Annotated in this window: 16 protein-coding genes; 3 read left to right on the top strand and 13 right to left on the bottom strand. The window is 37.9% G+C overall.

Going from position 1 to position 17,471, the window contains the following annotated elements; all coding sequences use genetic code 11:
* Window positions 1-38: 38 nt before the first annotated feature.
* The 7 genes from PVA17_RS07800 to cyoE all read right to left on the bottom strand — a co-directional run bounded on the left by PVA17_RS07800 (window position 39) and on the right by cyoE (window position 7,113).
* Entirely contained in the window at window positions 39-500 is a 462-nt protein-coding gene (locus PVA17_RS07800) for a DUF420 domain-containing protein (RefSeq protein WP_132357619.1), read from the bottom strand.
* Window positions 501-534: 34 nt separating this feature from the next.
* Window positions 535-1,467 carry a cytochrome c oxidase assembly factor CtaG gene (ctaG, locus tag PVA17_RS07795; protein ID WP_132357621.1) on the bottom strand — a complete coding sequence of 311 codons (933 nt, stop codon included), beginning with the start codon at window positions 1,465-1,467 and terminating at the stop codon, window positions 535-537.
* Between the two features lie 641 nt (window positions 1,468-2,108).
* The gene (locus PVA17_RS07790) at window positions 2,109-2,453 is read right to left on the bottom strand and encodes a cytochrome C oxidase subunit IV family protein (protein ID WP_132357623.1); all 345 of its coding nucleotides are present in this window, start codon (window positions 2,451-2,453) and stop codon (window positions 2,109-2,111) included.
* Between the two features lies 1 nt (window position 2,454).
* Window positions 2,455-3,081, bottom strand: coding sequence for a cytochrome c oxidase subunit 3 (locus PVA17_RS07785; protein WP_132357625.1), 627 nt, complete (start codon window positions 3,079-3,081; stop codon window positions 2,455-2,457).
* Window positions 3,081-4,964 carry a cytochrome c oxidase subunit I gene (ctaD, locus tag PVA17_RS07780; protein WP_132357627.1) on the bottom strand — a complete coding sequence of 628 codons (1,884 nt, stop codon included), beginning with the start codon at window positions 4,962-4,964 and terminating at the stop codon, window positions 3,081-3,083. The genes PVA17_RS07785 and ctaD overlap by 1 nt, the downstream gene beginning before the upstream one ends.
* A 41-nt stretch (window positions 4,965-5,005) precedes the next feature.
* Window positions 5,006-6,094 carry a cytochrome c oxidase subunit II gene (coxB, locus tag PVA17_RS07775; protein ID WP_132357630.1) on the bottom strand — a complete coding sequence of 363 codons (1,089 nt, stop codon included), beginning with the start codon at window positions 6,092-6,094 and terminating at the stop codon, window positions 5,006-5,008.
* 101 nt (window positions 6,095-6,195) lie between these two features.
* Window positions 6,196-7,113, bottom strand: coding sequence for a heme o synthase (cyoE, locus tag PVA17_RS07770; RefSeq protein WP_132357632.1), 918 nt, complete (start codon window positions 7,111-7,113; stop codon window positions 6,196-6,198).
* A 337-nt stretch (window positions 7,114-7,450) separates the two neighbouring features.
* Between cyoE and PVA17_RS07765 the strand changes: the two genes are divergently transcribed.
* On the top strand, window positions 7,451-8,374 hold the full coding sequence (locus tag PVA17_RS07765) for a COX15/CtaA family protein (RefSeq protein ID WP_132357634.1): 924 nt from the start codon (window positions 7,451-7,453) through the stop codon (window positions 8,372-8,374).
* 370 nt (window positions 8,375-8,744) lie between these two features.
* Here the strand turns inward: PVA17_RS07765 and pyc are convergent, their stop codons facing one another.
* The 3 genes from pyc to PVA17_RS07750 are packed head-to-tail and all read right to left on the bottom strand — an operon-like array spanning window position 8,745 to window position 13,715.
* On the bottom strand, window positions 8,745-12,179 hold the full coding sequence (gene pyc / locus PVA17_RS07760) for a pyruvate carboxylase (protein ID WP_274067364.1): 3,435 nt from the start codon (window positions 12,177-12,179) through the stop codon (window positions 8,745-8,747).
* 12 nt (window positions 12,180-12,191) lie between these two features.
* Window positions 12,192-13,373 (bottom strand): FtsW/RodA/SpoVE family cell cycle protein, encoded by a 1,182-nt coding sequence (locus tag PVA17_RS07755; protein ID WP_274067363.1) that lies wholly within the window; start codon window positions 13,371-13,373, stop codon window positions 12,192-12,194.
* A 60-nt stretch (window positions 13,374-13,433) separates the two neighbouring features.
* A complete protein-coding gene (locus PVA17_RS07750) occupies window positions 13,434-13,715 on the bottom strand; it encodes an Fpa/YlaN family protein (protein ID WP_053483432.1) in 282 nt (93 codons plus the stop codon).
* A 182-nt stretch (window positions 13,716-13,897) separates the two neighbouring features.
* Here PVA17_RS07750 and PVA17_RS07745 point away from each other — a divergent pair, with 182 nt between their 5' ends.
* Together PVA17_RS07745 and PVA17_RS07740 are read left to right on the top strand one after the other, a co-directional pair.
* Window positions 13,898-14,398: a molybdopterin-binding protein gene (locus PVA17_RS07745; protein WP_132357640.1), complete on the top strand. Its 501-nt coding sequence runs from the start codon at window positions 13,898-13,900 to the stop codon at window positions 14,396-14,398.
* Window positions 14,399-14,409: 11 nt separating this feature from the next.
* The gene (locus tag PVA17_RS07740; protein ID WP_053483434.1) at window positions 14,410-14,613 is read left to right on the top strand and encodes a YlaI family protein; all 204 of its coding nucleotides are present in this window, start codon (window positions 14,410-14,412) and stop codon (window positions 14,611-14,613) included.
* 50 nt (window positions 14,614-14,663) lie between these two features.
* Here the strand turns inward: PVA17_RS07740 and PVA17_RS07735 are convergent, their stop codons facing one another.
* Genes PVA17_RS07735 through PVA17_RS07725 form a run of 3 tightly spaced genes read right to left on the bottom strand, consistent with a single transcriptional unit; the run spans window position 14,664 to window position 17,215 of the window.
* The gene (locus PVA17_RS07735) at window positions 14,664-15,458 is read right to left on the bottom strand and encodes an ABC transporter permease (RefSeq protein ID WP_274067362.1); all 795 of its coding nucleotides are present in this window, start codon (window positions 15,456-15,458) and stop codon (window positions 14,664-14,666) included.
* Window positions 15,451-16,218 carry an ABC transporter ATP-binding protein gene (locus PVA17_RS07730; RefSeq protein ID WP_274067361.1) on the bottom strand — a complete coding sequence of 256 codons (768 nt, stop codon included), beginning with the start codon at window positions 16,216-16,218 and terminating at the stop codon, window positions 15,451-15,453. The genes PVA17_RS07735 and PVA17_RS07730 overlap by 8 nt, the downstream gene beginning before the upstream one ends.
* Before the next feature lies 1 nt (window position 16,219).
* The gene (locus tag PVA17_RS07725) at window positions 16,220-17,215 is read right to left on the bottom strand and encodes an ABC transporter substrate-binding protein (protein WP_274067360.1); all 996 of its coding nucleotides are present in this window, start codon (window positions 17,213-17,215) and stop codon (window positions 16,220-16,222) included.
* Window positions 17,216-17,471: the final 256 nt, after the last annotated feature.

Below are 17,471 nucleotides of genomic sequence, written 5' to 3'. Positions count from 1 at the left end.
CAGCAAATGTTTAGTAGCAGGTACACCCGCTAAAAAGGTTAAAAGCCTAATATAGCTTTAATGACAGATGTTGTTTCACCTGGTTCAAACATAATGTATAGTAAAAAGTATACTAAAACTCCGGTAATAGCTACGAAGAACCAAATAATACTTGTAATCGGTCCAATACGACGGTGAAGCTTGAGATTAGTTTTCAAACCAGAAATAATACTAACAATTCCAAATACTGCTCCAGTTGTTGCGAGAGTAATGTGGAAAATTAAGAAGAAAGTATAATATGGCTTTAAATCTTCTCCACCACCAAACGCTGTGTTACCAATAAAGACTGTTCGTGAAGCGTAAATAATAAAGAAGATAAGTGCTGCAACTCCTGCAGCAAGCATTACTTTTTTATGTGCCTCAACTTTTCTTTTTATAATTAAGCCCCAACCAATAGCTACAAGTACAGCACTAATAACGATGAATGACGTACTTATAGTAGGCAAAATTTGCAATTCCATTTACAAAACCCCTTATACAAATTAAAGTTTCTTTTTACAACTGATGTTGTTGTTGTTGATTTTCCCATTTCTTTTGATGTTCTTTTAATGCATCAGCAGTAATTTTATCAGGATCCTTTTGTTCTGAACGATACCACTTAATAAATATTGATCCAAGTAATACACCAAAAATAAGCTCTTGTAAAATCTTCATTAAAACGCCGCCTAGTTGTTGATCGGCAACAGGGGTCATATTTGTAAAGAGCTCTGGTCCTGATAAAGATAAACTAGACAATGTAGAAACAGGTACACAAAGTTCCATTGCCTTTAGCCATGCATCACCATTTGTATATGTTTCATACATTGCGTTTGGTGCAAAAATAATTAACGCACACGCAGGTGTAATTAATACCGCATTAGCAATAATATAGGCTAATTTATACAAGGGTTTCATAGGCGAACTATTAGGCATCTTTTGAATCAAAGGCCAGTACATTAAAGTAGCAGAAACAAATAATACAAATGTATATGTACCATGTAAAGTTTCGTTTAATTTAATGTAGTCTAATACTGCAGGTAAATGATAGAAAGAAAATAAACCAATAAACACAAATACCGCAACGACAGGGAGTGTAAATACTTTAAATAAAGATTTAACAACCGGTGCTTCAATCGCAACTTTCCATACCCACCAAGGAATTCCCTTAATTAAGAAAATCGGTACAAGTAATAATAAAATAGCCATTTGCACCATATGCATCGTAAACATAATATGTGCCATTAAATCTATTGGAGATCCTTTAATAATATAAATCGTTACCATTGCCAGTACAAAATAAATAGCCTCTTCCTTTTTCAAAGGCTCACTTACTTTAAAATCTTTGCGCCACTTTGTTGTGACTAGAAAATAGATGACTGTTATGAAAACAAGAACCCCTATTAAGTATGGGCTCCATAAAGCTTGGAAACCAAATATACTAAGTGGCATACAGAACGCACTCCTTTACCTTCAGTACCCCTATTATAGAACGCTTACACTTATTCTGCAATGAACGAAAGGTGAACAAATTACTATCTATCTATAGTTTACCTTTCTTACAGGATTATCATATTTATAGGAAAAATATTCGAAGTATATAAACCCAACATGAAATATATTATTTCTTGCTAGCTCATCATCATAGCGTGAGAGTGATTTCCGTTCCAGGCTACTCGCTTTGTCGCTGACGCTTCGCTTTCGCGCAGAGCAAAGCTTCCTGTGGGCGGGCGACGAGCCGCTTCCTCCGCTAAAGGAACGAAGGCTAAGTGCGTCACATCCTGTGACAATGCCTTCGTGACCAACATCGTGTTGGCCTCAGGGTCTCGTCTGTCTCGCTTTCCCACGGGAGTCGAGTAGCCTTCCACTCCAATCAGCAATAGCGTAAAATTTTTATAAATTTTAATGCATTTCAAAATTGGACACTATGACAACGCATCATAATTGAACAGAATAGACTTATAACAGTGACGTAATTGTACAATGTCGTCGCCCAGTCGGAACGGAAATCAACTCCTCGTTTTGCCCAAGTCATACTTTAAAAAGAAAAGCACGCCCCTACATTAAGTAGAGAACGTGCTTTTTTTTGGTGATTACCACCAAATAATTGTTAAAAATGCTAAGAAGAATGTAAATGCGATTAGTATACCCATCCACATGAAGAAACCAATTACACCACCGAAGTGTGTTTTTTTGTCTTCTAAGTGCATGAAAGCGTAAAGTTGAAGAACAACTTGAACACCAGCAAGCAATAAAATAAGGGGTAATACTAAGTATTTAGAAAAATCAGCAGCAACTACTGCGAATGCAATGAACGTAAAGAAAATCATAATCGCAAAGTTGAGTACTTGTTTACGCATATGAACGGCATTATGATGACGGTCATACTCGTATTGTGCCTGTGTCTTAGCAACTATAGGTGTATCGTGTGTAGACATATTATCCGATCACTCCCATCAAGTATACTACTGTAAAGATGAATACCCAAACTACGTCGATAAAGTGCCAGTATAAAGCAGCCACGAAAAATTTAGGTGCATTGTATAAGTTAAGACCGCGCTTAGCATTACGTAGCATTAACGTAGCAAACCACACAAGACCTAATGTTACGTGGAAACCATGTGTACCAACTAAAGAATAAAACGCAGTTGAGAATGCAGATTGGTCAAATGTAAAACCAAGACCTACATAATGATTGAATTCATAGATTTCAAGACCTAAGAATCCAAGACCTAAAAGTAATGTAATACCAAACCAAGTTTGCATAGCTTTAAAGTTAAAGTTACGCATATGGTAAATGGCATAAACAGACGTTAGTGAAGATGTTAATAATAACATCGTCATAGCGAAAGCTAAAGGTAATTCAAATAAATCTTGTGTTGTGAACTCCATGCCAGCAGGCCCTTTGTTCTTAAGCGCTAGGTAAGTAGCGAATAAACTCGCGAAAAGTACAACTTCACAGGCAAGGAAAATCCAGAAACCAACAACTTTATTTTTCCCTTCCATCGTCGCTTGTTCAGGATGATCTGGCCAAGTATGAGGAGTAAATTTAGTATTGAAATCCATTATTTATTTCCTCCTTTGCCGTAAAGATGTTCTTCAATTTCAAGAATTTCTTCTTTGTGTAAGTGGAAACCGTGATCGTCCTTAACAGAACGGAAAATCATAGCACCGAATGTAATTGCAAGACCTGCAATTAAAACATAAATTGACCATGGTTTATCTGCATCTTGATTATAAAGAGCACCGAATGCTGCGATAAACAAGCCCATAGAAATAACAAATGGGATGGCTGAGTTGTTTGGCATATGAATATCACCGACTGGCTCAGCAAATGTAATTTCTTTATTACCTTCTTGCTTTTCAATCCACCATGGATCTAAACCACGAACAAGTGGTGTTTGACGGAAGTTATAGAATGGGATTGGTTGTGGAATTGACCATTCTAATGTACGTCCATCGCCCCATGGATCGCGACCTGCTGGTTTGCCTTTGATTGACATTAAGCAGTTGATTACCATTAAGATAACCCCTACACCCATCATTAATGCACCGATTGTAGAGATATAGTTAAACTGATCCCAACCTTGACCTTCTCTGTAAGTGAATACGCGACGTGGCATACCCATTAAACCTAAGAAGTGTTGAACGAAGAACGTTAAATGGAATCCAATAAAGAATACCCAGAAAGTAATTTTACCAAGTGTTTCGTTTAACATACGGTTGAAGAAAATTGGCCAGTAGAAGTGCGCTGAACCAAATAACGCTGTTACGATACCACCAACGATTACGTAGTGGAAGTGAGCAACGATAAAGTAAGAATCGTGTAATTGGTAGTCAAGAGGTGCAGATGCTTGCATTACCCCTGTAACACCACCCGCAACGAATGACGGGATGAAACCTAGTGCATAAAGCATTGGTGTTGTAACTTTAATAGATCCTCCCCAAATAGTTAAGATCCAGTTAAATACTTTCATACCTGTTGGAACGGCAATTGCCATTGTTGCAACAGCAAAGATTGCGTTTGCTGTTGGCCCAAGACCAACTGTAAACATGTGGTGAGCCCAAACCATGAACCCTAAGAAACCGATTAAAATTGTTGCGAATACCATTGAAGAGTATCCAAATAAACGTTTACGAGAGAACGCTGGGATAATCTCAGAGAATAAACCAAACGCTGGTAATACTAAGATATAAACCTCTGGGTGTCCGAAGATCCAGAATAAGTGTTCCCAAATAATTGTGTTACCACCCATCAAATGGTCAAAGAAGTTACCACCGAACATACGGTCAAATAACATCATTAATAAACCAATTGTTAATGGAGGGAATGCGAATAAAATTAATGCACTTGATACTAGCGCTGTCCAAGTGAATAATGGCATACGCATGAATGTCATACCTGGAGCACGCATTGTAATAATCGTAACGATAAAGTTAAGACCTGATATTAATGTACCCGCCCCTGAAATTTGTAAACCAAGAACATAGAAATCAATACCATGTCCAGGAGAATATAAAGATAATGATGCGTAAGACGTCCAGCCCGCATCAGGCGCGCCACCCATAAAGAATGACAGGTGAAGGAATACTGCACCTAGGAAGAATAACCAGAACCCTAACGAGTTAAGGAACGGGAATGCTACGTCACGTGCACCAATTTGTAATGGTACAAGCATGTTCATAAATGCAAATAGTAATGGAGTCGCAGCTAGGAATAACATTGTTGTTCCGTGCATTGTTAATAATTGATTGAAAAAACCAGCTGAGACGAAATCGTTATTTGGTTGCATTAATTGAATACGCATTAATAACGCTTCAAAACCAGCGATAGCGAAGAACAATGTACCGGCTAATAAATACATTACTGCTAACTTTTTATGGTCAACAGTTGTAATGTATTCCCAGACAGTTGCTCCAAAGCCCTTTTTCTGTGTGTATGAGCTCACAACTTTTACCTCCCTCAAAGTTTGTTACATTAAAGTTAAAATCATTTCTCAACAGATAAGCCCATGATATAAGTTGCTAGAGCTTGAATTTCTTCGTCAGATAAATCGCCATAAATCGGCGCAGTACCTTCTGGGTTCATCATTAAGTTACCTGGCTTGAATTGCTCAGGATTCTTAATCCAAGCTTTTAAGTTTTCTTCATCATGATCTAAGAAACCAGCGACACGGTTACGGTCACCAAATGTAGTTAAGTTAGGACCTTTTGAACCTGGACCGCTTGTACCAGATACAGCATGACAACCCATACAGCTATTAGCAAATGTTGCCTCGCCTAGATCAGCTGAAGTTTTGTCTGGCATTTTTTTATCTGTTGCTTTCATTGAAGCTACCCATGCGTCGAATGCATCTGGGCTTAATGCTTTAACTTTGAAGTCCATTAGAGCGTGTGAAGGACCACATAACTCAGCACATTTACCATAGAATACGCCGTCTTTAAGGTCTTTTGATTCTTTATCGAATTCTAGATAGAACTTGTTTAAGTTATCAACGTTCGTATCCATTTTACCGCCTATAGCAGGAATCCAGAATGAGTGCTTAACATCGGCAGCTTTTAAGTTAAAGTAAACTTTTTGACCTGTTGGTACAACTAATTCTTGTGCAGTTACAATACCTTGGTTAGGGTATTCAAACTCCCACCAATATAAATTTGCAGTTACATTTACAGTAAGTGCTGTTTTGTCACCGTTTTCATCTACTTCGTCCATCGCAGCAACATCTGCAAATTTGTAAGTAGCCGTAACGACTGGTACAGCTAAGATTAATAATAAAATAATTGGAATAACTGTCCAAATTATTTCAAGAGTGTGACTTCCTTCTACTTGCTTAGGAATAACGTTTTCGCCAACTTTTGAACGGCGGAATTTTAAGAATGCAAGTAAATAGATAACGGATACTACTACTACAACTAACGTCATAATTCCAGTAGCTAGCATTAATAGATTGAATTGTTCTTTACCTACTTGACCAGATGGTTTCAGTGCAGAAATATAATCTTCACCACAACCAGAAAGGAAAACCATCATCACTGCTAGTAGTGAAAAAAGACGCCATTTTTTAAGCCCTTTCATCATAGCTTAATTAAACCCCTCTTTCTTTGTTGTATTTTTCATGTGTACCTAGGAAATAAGTTCTGTCTATATGAATTCTTTAGGAAAAGAAAGAATTCCTAAATTTAGCTAAACAACGCAAAAATTATGATGGCTACAAATAGTATGGTCATATGATTCAAAGAATAGATAAACATTTTATTTGCCCATTTCATATCATCTTTTGTGGTAAAGCCTTTAAAAGCTAGAATCAACCAGCCTAAATTCAATGCAGTGGCAAGAATTAAGAAGCCAACACCAAGCTCTGGTAAAAGGAATGGTAATGGTAATAATAAAAGAATCCAGAAAAACATTGAGTACTTTGTACGTTTAAATCCTTTTACTACAGGTAGCATTGGTATATTAGCTGCACGATATTCCTCAGTACGTTTCATAGCAAGTGCATAAAAATGCGGTGGTTGCCATACAAACATGATAAGGAATAGGGCAAGTGCTCCAGGACCTAATGCAGGTTCAACCGCTGCAAACCCAATAACTGGTGGGATCGCCCCTGAAATACTTCCTACAACCGTGTTACTAACATGCTTCCTCTTTGACCACATTGAGTACAGAACGACATAAGCAAATATCCCTACTAGTCCCCACATGCCGGCCGCAAACGATGCCGCAAATAACAAAATTTCACCTACAATTAAAAATGAGAGGGCAATAGTCAATACAAAATTCGGCTTAAATCTACCCGTTACTGTCGGTCTACCCTTTGTTCTTTTCATGATTGGATCAATATCCTGATCAATAAAGTTATTCATTGCGCCTGATCCACCTATAATTAATGCCGCACCTAGCATGGTGAATAATATGACATCAAGCTCTTGCAAGAAGTGTCTACTAGTAAATTGAAATGCCAGCCACATCCCTGTAAACGTTGTGACAAGATTCGAGTTAACGATTCCAATTTTTATTAGTGCTAAGAAATCTTTTACAACAGATGTTGATGCTGGTCCACTATTTCTAGTAGCCGTCAGAGCACGACCGTTTGACATTGATACCTTCTCCTTTCATTTTTGTAAGCATATTCCGCTACCAATTACTATAGCGAAATTTGCGATTGATTTCTAGACATTAAGTGAAATTTAGATGAAGTTGTAAAAATTAGCTTTGTCTAGAAATATATTAAAAACAACATATCTATAGTAAAACATTTTCTAAAATGAATTGTGAAGGTTAGAGTACGAAATTATGAACAATTTGTGAAATGGAATCGACATCTAATACTCCCTACTCTTTACAAGTTGTATTTTAATTGTATTTTCGATATTATCTAGTAGCAGAAACATTACTTTCATGTAATGTCCATAGATAAAGTAGGTGACTCATTTTATGCAACAAAACAGGTATATGAAATGGTTTGCTGTTGCCGCTACAGTTGGAATGCTCCTTGTTTTACTAGGCGGGGCACTTGTTACTAAAACAGATAGTGGTTTAGGCTGTGGTCGAAACTGGCCTGATTGCAATGGTTCTCTTATTCCAAAAGAAATTACACCGGCAATCTTAATTGAATTTTCACATCGTCTTATAACTGGGGTCGTATCTATTTCTATTCTTGCGTTAACAGTTTGGACATGGCGTAAACTCGGCCATATTCGCGAAGTAAAATTATTAGGTTTCTTAGCAATGTTTTTCTTAATCGCACAAGCTCTTATCGGAGCAGCTCAAGTGTTGTGGGGACAAGGTGATTTCATATTAGCGCTCCACTTTGGGATTTCTCTTATTTCCTTTGCTGCTGTTCTCCTCCTTTCTATGATTGTATTTGAAGTCGATCGCAAATTTGATGCCGATAACGTTTTTATTGGAAAAAAACTACGTTGGCATACGATTGCTGTCACAATTTATTCTTATTTAGTCGTTTATACAGGGGCGCTTGTTCGCCATACAGATGCTAGCTTAATATGTCCTGACTGGCCATTTTGCTATAACGATACACCATTCGCAGCTTTTAATAATATGTACGAATGGGTGCAAATGGGGCATCGTCTAGCCGTTCTTATCTTTTTCATTTGGATTGCATACATAACGTGGCACGCTGTAAAAGAATATAAACATCAACGTGTAATTTACTATGGCTGGATTATTGCCTTTACTATAGTAATTTTACAAGTAATTGCTGGTATGCTAGTAGTTCTAACAAAATTGAATTTAACAGTCGCATTACTTCATTCATTATTTATTTCAATGTTGTTTGGTCTACTTTGCTATATGGTAATGCTAGTTGCACGTAGCAATTATAATGAAAAAAACAAATAATAGTAGAAAAAGATTCGCCATATTTTTCAACGGCGAATCTTTTTTATTGTCAAACGCTTCTATCTAATAATATGTCAAAAAATCGACAAGTTTATTATTAAAGAAATAGTAATATTTATTGGTAGATGGATGTCGATAAAAATTAAAAGTTGGGTAATAAAACGTGAAATTTAGGCGATAAAACGCGAAAGTTAGTCGATAAAATTCAAAAGTTGGGCGATAAGCGTTCAGATAACCTGCGATAACGCCTTTGTGACCAACATCATTGCACGCCCCCCAGGAAATCTACCCTACATTTTGATAAAATAGCACAATAAAAAAGGTTATTAGTATGCTATAAAAGCCATCTAATAACCTTCTTTTTTATCAATTATTCAATTTCAATTAACAAATCACCCGTTGAAATGGCGTCGCCCGCACTTGCGTACACTTCTTTCACGATGCCATCTTTTGGTGCTTGGACGGTCGTTTCCATTTTCATTGCTTCAGTAATTAATAAGTGATCCCCACGTTTTACATGGCTACCTTTCGATACGACTACCTTTAAGACCGTACCTGGCATCGTTGCGCCAATTTGGTTTGGATTACTTGGATCAGCTTTTAATGCCAAGCTACCATCTACTTCGACAGTCATATCTTGGATCACTAGTTCACGGGATTGACCGTTTAGCTCAAAGTAAATAACACGCGTACCATCGTGCTGTGGTTCACCAATGGAAACAAGTTTAATTATTAGTGTTTTTCCTTTTTCGATCTCGACTTCAATTTCTTCACCCAGTTTTAACCCATAGAGGAATGTTGGCGTATCTAATACCGAAATATTGCCGAATGAGTTCACTGTTTTTGCATACTCTTCAAACACTTTTGGATACAAAGCAAACGCTAGCACATCCTGTTTCGTCACGGCACGATTTAATTTTTCCTCAAGCACCGCCTCTAGTTGCTCAAAATTCACAGGCTCCAATAGCTCACCAGGACGTACTGTAATTGCTTCACGATCCTTTAACACAACCTTTTGCAGTGCCTCTGGGAAGCCACCATGAGGTTGTCCTAAATAACCCTGGAAGAACTCAATTACAGAATCTGGGAAGTCGATAGTTTGCCCTCTTGTCAGTACAGAATTTTCATCTAAATCATTTTGTACCATAAATAACGCCATGTCACCGACTACTTTCGAAGATGGGGTTACTTTGACAATATCGCCAAATAGAAGGTTTACACGGGAATACATGTGCTTCACTTCTTCCCATCTGTCACCTAGGCCAACTGCTTTGGCCTGTTGCTGCAAGTTACTGTATTGACCACCTGGCATCTCGTGGACATAAATTTCAGAATGCGGGCTAATCATGCCGCTTTCAAAATCCTTATAATATTTACGCACATCTTCCCAATAGTACGATAACTTTTCAAGCGCATCGATATCGGCACGAACTTTACGCTTATTACCCTTCATAGCATAGTACAAGGAATTGGCGCTTGGCTGGGACGTTAAACCTGCCATCGAACCGAGCGCCGTATCAATGATATCCACTCCTGCCTCAATCGCCTTGGCATATAAATAAATACCATTGCCACTCGTATCATGCGTATGCAAATGGATTGGTAGGCTTGTCGTCTCTTTTAACTCGGAAATTAAACGATAGGCCGCCTCTGGTTTCAATAAGCCAGCCATATCTTTTATCGCTAAAATATGGGCACCTGCTGCCTCTAATTCCTTTGCCATTTCCTTGTAGTATTGAACTGAATATTTTGCTCTTGTTTCATCAAAAATATCTCCTGTGTAACAGATCGCAGCTTCAGCAATTTTACCTGATTGACGTGCAGCATCAATGGCTACTTCCATTCCTTTAATCCAGTTCAAGCTATCGAAAATACGGAAAACATCAATGCCTGATGCCGCTGATTCAGCGATAAATTCACGAATTAAATTGTCTGGATAGTTTGTGTAACCAACTGCATTCGCACCACGTAATAACATTTGGAATAATACATTCGGTACTTGTTCGCGCAGCTTGGCAAGACGCTCCCATGGATCTTCTTTTAAGAAACGGTAAGCCACATCAAACGTCGCGCCTCCCCACATTTCGAGTGAGAAGAAATCATGCATCATACGCGCTGTTGCATCTGCAATTCCGAACATATCTTGTGAACGTACACGTGTCGCAAGAAGTGATTGGTGCGCATCTCGGAAAGTTGTATCCGTTAATAGCACATCCTCTTGCTCTAGAATCCATTTCACTAGCCCGTCTGCTCCTTGGGCATCTAAAATTTGCTTTGTTCCCGCCGGAGGAACGAGTAGTTTATCGACTTTTGGGATGCTCGGCTGTACAAAAATTGGTTTCGCCTTCTGCTCTACGCCAGGGAAGCCATTTAATGTCACATTCCCAATATAGCTTAAGAGCTTTGTCCCACGGTCTTTGCGCTCAGGGAAAATGAATAGCTCAGGTGTTGTATCGATAAAGCTTGTATCAAATTCTCCGGTTAAAAATTTCTCGTGCGTCACGACATTATTTAAGAATGGGATATTCGTTTTCACCCCACGAATACGGAACTCTTTTAAATTTCGATCCATTTTTGCTGCGGCTTCTTTAAACGTCATTCCTGTCGTTGAAATTTTCACTAGCAATGAATCATAGTACGGTGTTACTATAGCCCCTTGGAAGCCATTTCCGGCATCTAATCGAACGCCGAAGCCACCGCTTGAACGGTATACCATAAGCTTCCCCGTATCTGGCATAAAGTCATTAGCCGGGTCTTCCGTTGTGACACGCGCTTGAATCGCATAACCAATCATCGGAACATCTGTCTGTTGTGGAATGTGGATTTCCTCACTATGCAGTCCGTATCCTGCTGCTACTTTAATTTGGGCGTGCACAATATCAACACCAGTAATCATTTCAGTAATCGTATGCTCTACTTGAATACGAGGGTTAACTTCGATGAAGTAAAAATCCTCGCCTGCAACTAAAAACTCTACTGTCCCCGCATTTATGTATGAGACATTTTTCATTAATTGAACCGCCGCATCGCAAATTCGGCTTCTTAAATCTTCCGAAATTGAATTCGATGGTGCGATTTCAACAACCTTTTGATGACGACGTTGAATCGAGCAATCACGTTCATATAAATGAATGATATTACCATGTTGGTCGCCTATAATTTGGACTTCAATATGCTTTGGCTTAATAATAGCCTTTTCTACATATACCTCATCAGAGCCAAATGCTGCCTTCGCCTCTGATTTTGCACGTTCATAGGAGGAAGCTAACTCCTCTTCTGTATGAACAAGACGCATTCCACGACCACCGCCGCCTAATGCTGCCTTAATCATAATTGGATAGTCGTTTGCGCTAGCAAAAGCCTCTACTTCTGCTAAATTATTTACTGGACCATCTGTACCAGGAATAACAGGAATGCCTGCAGAAATTGCTTGTTCACGCGCCTTCACCTTATCTCCAAACATATCTAAATGCTGGGAAGTCGGTCCAATGAAGATAATCCCCTCTTCTTCGCATCGACGTGCAAACTCTACGTTTTCCGATAAAAAACCATAACCCGGATGAATCGCATCAACATTAGCATCTTTGGCAATTGTAATAATGCCCTCAATATCTAGATAAGCATCAATTGGTTTCTTGCCAGCCCCCACTAAATAAGCCTCATCTGCTTTAAAGCGATGAAATGCACCACTATCCTCCCGCGAATAAATGGCTACTGTTTGGATATTCAACTCCGTACATGCACGGAAAATACGAATTGCAATTTCTCCTCGATTGGCTACGAGAATTTTTTTCATTGACTCCATTGATATCCCCCTTTATGATTGTGTCTTTCTCCTTTCTACCTTTTCAAACATAGAAACATTGATTAATATTCCCATTGCTAAAGATAGAATAATTATAGATGTCCCGCCATAGCTAATAAAAGGTAGCGTTACACCGGTTAACGGGATTAACCCAGTTACACCCCCAAGATTGATAAACGTTTGCCAACCAATCCAGCTCGCAATACCAGCCGTAATCATACGTGCTAGTGGATCTTTCGTGCGCAATGCAATCGAAAACCCTTTATATACAATATATCCCAAACCAACTAATACGATAAGAACTCCCCAAATTCCGAGTTCCTCCATAATAATCGCCATAATAAAATCGGTTTGTGGTTCAGGCAAATACCCCAATTTTTGAATCGACTGACCGAGACCTCTTCCTTCTAAACCGCCTCCGCCAATTGCATAATAACTATTGACAACTTGATGACCCATATCGGTTTCATAATCAAACGGATTAAAGTAGGATAAAATACGTCCTTTACGATTACCTGTTAACAGATCTCCCTTAAACAACCAAAGAATACCAATAATAGCTACACCGAATGCCCCTAATACCCCAAAAAACTTCCAAAATGTTTTAAACGGTATGCCACTTGCCGCTACAACAGAGACAGCTATTCCGCAAAGAATAATACAAGCCCCTAGATCTGTTTCAAATGCCACCCCTGCAACAACAAGAATCCAGAGAAATATTGGATAAAATATTTCTGTTGGTTGTAGCTTTTCAAAAGTATACTTTTGTGCTTTTCGATAAAATGCAGCGGAAAAATATAAAATTATAAATAGCTTCGCATATTCAGAAGGCTGAAAGTTCCCTAAACCTGGGACCTTTATCCAGCTTTTAGATCCTACCCCTGTCACATCACCATTACCTGCTACTTTTACCCAAGTAAATAATATAGCTAGCACAATCGTAAGTAGTAACATAATATTTTTGTTAGCATAATGCTTGTACGGGAAAAATGCTGCAACTAAAAATCCAAGAAAAGCTACAATTAAATTGATTACTTGCTTGTGATAATAGTTATCAGGATCATAACCTTTTTGAATTGCTACCATCATACTTGAGCTATAAATCATTACTAATCCAAATAAACTTAACAATAGGACAGTAAAAAATAATGGGTAATCAAAGTTTTGTGCATAACGTTTTAAGTATTGTTTCATCGGAAAACCTCATTCTAGAAAAAAAACTCAAATCGCAAATTGCGTTTGAGTTTTTTCTTTTTATTTGTCTGTATACGCGTCATGTAGTACAGAAAGCTCTTTCTCGAGTGAATCGAGAATTTCTTTGCCTTTTTCGCGATCAATGAGTCCAAGCTTCACAGCAAAGTCAATTTCACGTGAAAGGCCGAACATTTGTGTATCTAATACTTCTTCATATAAAGGGCATTGTGGCATTGTTAAATGATCCATTTGTACTCGAATGAGGCGAGCAATTTTATCTGCATCAGCAACTAAAAGCTCCAAAGCCTTCTCCTGAAAAGAAGTTTGTGATTTAGTATCCATGAGGACGCCCCCATTATCTGATATTTCTTCGATTCTATCTTAATAAAGTTTATCTTTTAGTCGTTAAAAATGCAAGTGTCTACATTGGAAAATAGAGAAATCGAATTATATTTCTTTATTATCTCTAGTCATTAGCGTTATACTATTTCATGGATATACAAGATTTGAGGAGGATTTCTATAATGGAAACAATAATTCCTATCAAGGGCGCAGTTACATTCCAACTAACATTAGATCCCACTGTTTGGATTTTCGATGATCGTAAATTAGATTTAAAAACGTACTTCGATACAAAAGAAGTTGAGGAAGATTCGGATATTAAATATATGCGTGAAGTAGGGGCTCACTGGTCGCGTGAGATTATGGAAGGAGCTACTTTCCCACCAACATTGAAATCAGAACGAAAATTTGACCGCAAAGGGATGGAAACAGGTACTTTTGGGATTGAATTAAGTCACTTCTTGAAAAATGCTGAGATTAAACCTGAAGCAACAACAATCGTCATTGAATGTGAAGATGGGAAAGAATATTCATTTACAATTGAAGAAGCTTACACATTAATTTTAAAATACAGCCAAGATGGCAAGCCATTAACAGAAGATGGCCCTGTTCATGTGCTATTTAGAGACGGTTCAAATGTAGACAACCCTATCAAAAATATAGTAGCAATTCGTGCTGAGTAGGAGGGAATGCAATGCGCGTAAAATGCGTTATTTGCGATACAATTAACAATTTAGATGATAATTTACCGTTAGCAAAAAAATTACGCAATCGACCAATTCATACGTATATGTGCGGTACTTGCCATGATCGTATTGAAGAAAATACCGTTGCACGCATTGAAACAGGAAATTTCCGTTTTTATCGTACTTCACCACAAATGGATAAAGAATTTTAACAGCAACAAAAGGAGGTGGCTCATTATATTTGAGACACCTCCTTTGTCGTCTAACCATTACTTTTTACAATCGCCTTCTCAATCAACTCGACAACCTGATACATAATCGTCGCAAAAAAGGCGATGATGAGAAGCGACATAAGAACAAGATTAAAATTAAACACTTGGAAGCCATAAATAATTAAATAACCTAGACCTTTTGAAGCAACTAAAAATTCACCTACAATGACACCTACCCAAGAAAGTCCTACATTTACTTTCAAAGTTGATATAATCGTTGGAAATGAAGCCGGTAAAATGACTTCCCTAAATATTTGCCATCTAGTTGCCCCAAAAGTTTGTAATACTTTGCTATAGTTCGGATCTACCCCTTTAAATGCTGTATAAACTACGATGGTTGTAATAATGATTGAAATCAACGCACCCATCGCTATAATTGAAAAATACCCCGGACCAAGCGCGACTATTAAAATTGGTCCTAAGGCAACTTTCGGCATGGCGTTTAAAATAACTAAATACGGATCTAGTACCTTTGATAGCATCGGTGACCACCACAATACAATTGCTATTAAAGTGCCTATTAATGTACCAGCAATAAAGCCAATGATTGTTTCCATTAACGTAACACCAACGTGCAGTGTTAACGAACCATCGCTCATTTTTTCTACTAATGTGTGCCATACCTGCGTTGGTGAACTAAAAATTAAACGGTCAATCCATCCAAATCTTGAAAGAAGCTCCCACCCACAAAAAAATACGAGTAAGATGATAAGCTGATATAATCGAACATAGCGCTTTTCTTTTTTTAACATTTGCAGATACTGTTTAAATAGAGCATTATCCAAGACTCTCCAGCTCCTTCCAAATAGTTTGGAATATATCTGAATATGCTGGATGCTGTCGAACATCAAAAGGTGAAAGCTCTTGTAACTCCGCAGGTATGTCAAAAACTTTATGCAATGTACCTGGGTTTGCCGAGAATAGAAATACCCGTTCACTCATCGCAATGGCTTCACCAATATCATGCGTTACAAGAACTGCAGTTTTTTGATAGGCCTTTAACGTTTCAACAACCAAATCCTCCAGTTTTAATTTAGACTGATAATCAAGTGCCGAAAATGGTTCATCTAGCAATAAAATTTTAGGGTCCACCGCTAAAGTTCTTGCCAGCGCTACTCGTTGACGCATGCCACCTGATAACTCTCTCGGATAATTATTCCCTACATGCGGTAAACCAATTTCTCGCAAAAGCGCATTTGCAGTTACTTTATGCGTTTTAGTACTTCGCTCCATAATTTTCAAACCAATCGTGACATTTTCCTCAATAGTCTTCCAGGGGAATAAATAATCTTGCTGAAGCATGTAACCAATGAGAGACTGATTGTGTGATGAAATTTCCTCACCATCAATGTAAACCTTACCTTCTGTAGACGAAAACAAGCCCGCAATAATTGATAATAACGTCGTTTTCCCACATCCGCTAGGTCCTATAAAAGAAACAAACTCACCTTCACGAATTTCCAAATTTATATCCTGTAAAACATCCTTAGCCTGCGTTTTCGAAAAATAGCTATGGTGAATATTTTCTACTTTTAAAATTTCCATATTACTCAGCTGCCTTTTTAGCATAGGTTGTATTCACAAGCTTTTCATAATCTACCCGTTGAGGAAGTTCACCTGCTTCCTCCATAATCTTTTGCAAGTTATCCCATTCCCCCTTATCCAAAATAGGATCTGTAGCATAGGAACCTTGTGATTTATAACGCTCAACCACGGTTTCAATTAAGCCAACGTCTACATTTTCAAAATATGGCTGAATAATTTTCGCTATTTCAGCAGGACTTGCTTTTTGTACAAAATCCTGTGCTCGTTTCAAAGCATTTGTAAAGCCTTGAACTGTTTTCGCATTGTCTTTTAAATAGCTACTTTTCGCCATAAACGATGTATAAGGTAATTGCCCCGATTCAGTACCAAATGAAGCGACAATATAACCTTTACCTTCTTTCTCAAAGATACTAGCTTGTGGTTCAAATAGCTGTACATAGTCCCCTGTTCCAGAAGCAAAGGCTGTAGCAATATTAGCAAAATCAATGTTTTGAATAAGTTTTAAATCATTGGTAGGGGCAATACCATGTTTTTTCAAGACAAACTCACCAGCCATCTGCGGCATCCCACCTTTACGTTGACCTAAAAATGTAGAGCCTTTTAACTGTTCCCACGAAAAGTTATCCATCTTATTACGTGCCACTAAAAATGTGCCATCTGTTTGAGTTAACTGCGCAAAATTTTGAATCGGGTCATTGGCGCCTTGGAGCGTAACATAAATAGAAGTTTCCGATCCAACTAAGGCGATATCAATGCCATTAGAAAGTAGCGCCGTCATTGTCTTATCGCCACCTGCAATTGTTTGTAGTTCAACGGAAAGCCCTTCATCCTTGAAGTACCCTTTTTCAAGTGCTACATACTGCGGCGCATAGAAAATCGAGCGCGTTACTTCCCCAACTTTGACTTTTTCAAGCTCCGTTTTATTATTACACGCCGTCAAAGAAAGGAGTAACAAAGCAATAACACTAAATAGTAAACCTTTTTTAAGCCACCGCATTCCATTTCCTCCTTGATTGATGAAAATAAGCCTATCGACATTAACTTATTCACTTATGACATTTAAGGTGCGAAGAATTTTGTTAAAATTACTACTAAAATAAATAATTAAACGTCGCTTTCGGAAACCCTAGAAAAGTTACAAATATGATAGTATTAAAATCCGAAAAATTTTAATAAAGCACTGTAAAATCAAATACTATTTCACATAATTTAGTTGAATAATATAATATTATATGTTAATTTAAGTATGTAAT

It is taken from the genome of Lysinibacillus sp. CNPSo 3705 (assembly GCF_028674935.1).
GTDB lineage: Bacteria > Bacillota > Bacilli > Bacillales_A > Planococcaceae > Lysinibacillus.
This window is presented reverse-complemented; position numbering and strand designations above follow the sequence as displayed.

Excerpts from the sequence above, each read along its gene's own strand:
- cyoE (WP_132357632.1), bottom strand. The coding sequence starts at position 7,113 with ATGTCAAACGGTCGTGCTCTGACGGCTACTAGAAATAGTGGACCAGCA.
- coxB (WP_132357630.1), bottom strand. The coding sequence starts at position 6,094 with ATGATGAAAGGGCTTAAAAAATGGCGTCTTTTTTCACTACTAGCAGTG.
- PVA17_RS07755 (WP_274067363.1), bottom strand. The coding sequence starts at position 13,373 with ATGAAACAATACTTAAAACGTTATGCACAAAACTTTGATTACCCATTA.
- ctaG (WP_132357621.1), bottom strand. The coding sequence starts at position 1,467 with ATGCCACTTAGTATATTTGGTTTCCAAGCTTTATGGAGCCCATACTTA.
- PVA17_RS07740 (WP_053483434.1), top strand. The coding sequence starts at position 14,410 with ATGCGCGTAAAATGCGTTATTTGCGATACAATTAACAATTTAGATGAT.
- PVA17_RS07725 (WP_274067360.1), bottom strand. The coding sequence starts at position 17,215 with ATGCGGTGGCTTAAAAAAGGTTTACTATTTAGTGTTATTGCTTTGTTA.
- pyc (WP_274067364.1), bottom strand. The coding sequence starts at position 12,179 with ATGGAGTCAATGAAAAAAATTCTCGTAGCCAATCGAGGAGAAATTGCA.
- PVA17_RS07765 (WP_132357634.1), top strand. The coding sequence starts at position 7,451 with ATGCAACAAAACAGGTATATGAAATGGTTTGCTGTTGCCGCTACAGTT.
- PVA17_RS07800 (WP_132357619.1), bottom strand. The coding sequence starts at position 500 with ATGGAATTGCAAATTTTGCCTACTATAAGTACGTCATTCATCGTTATT.
- PVA17_RS07750 (WP_053483432.1), bottom strand. The coding sequence starts at position 13,715 with ATGGATACTAAATCACAAACTTCTTTTCAGGAGAAGGCTTTGGAGCTT.
- PVA17_RS07745 (WP_132357640.1), top strand. The coding sequence starts at position 13,898 with ATGGAAACAATAATTCCTATCAAGGGCGCAGTTACATTCCAACTAACA.
- PVA17_RS07730 (WP_274067361.1), bottom strand. The coding sequence starts at position 16,218 with ATGGAAATTTTAAAAGTAGAAAATATTCACCATAGCTATTTTTCGAAA.
- PVA17_RS07785 (WP_132357625.1), bottom strand. The coding sequence starts at position 3,081 with ATGGATTTCAATACTAAATTTACTCCTCATACTTGGCCAGATCATCCT.
- PVA17_RS07790 (WP_132357623.1), bottom strand. The coding sequence starts at position 2,453 with ATGTCTACACACGATACACCTATAGTTGCTAAGACACAGGCACAATAC.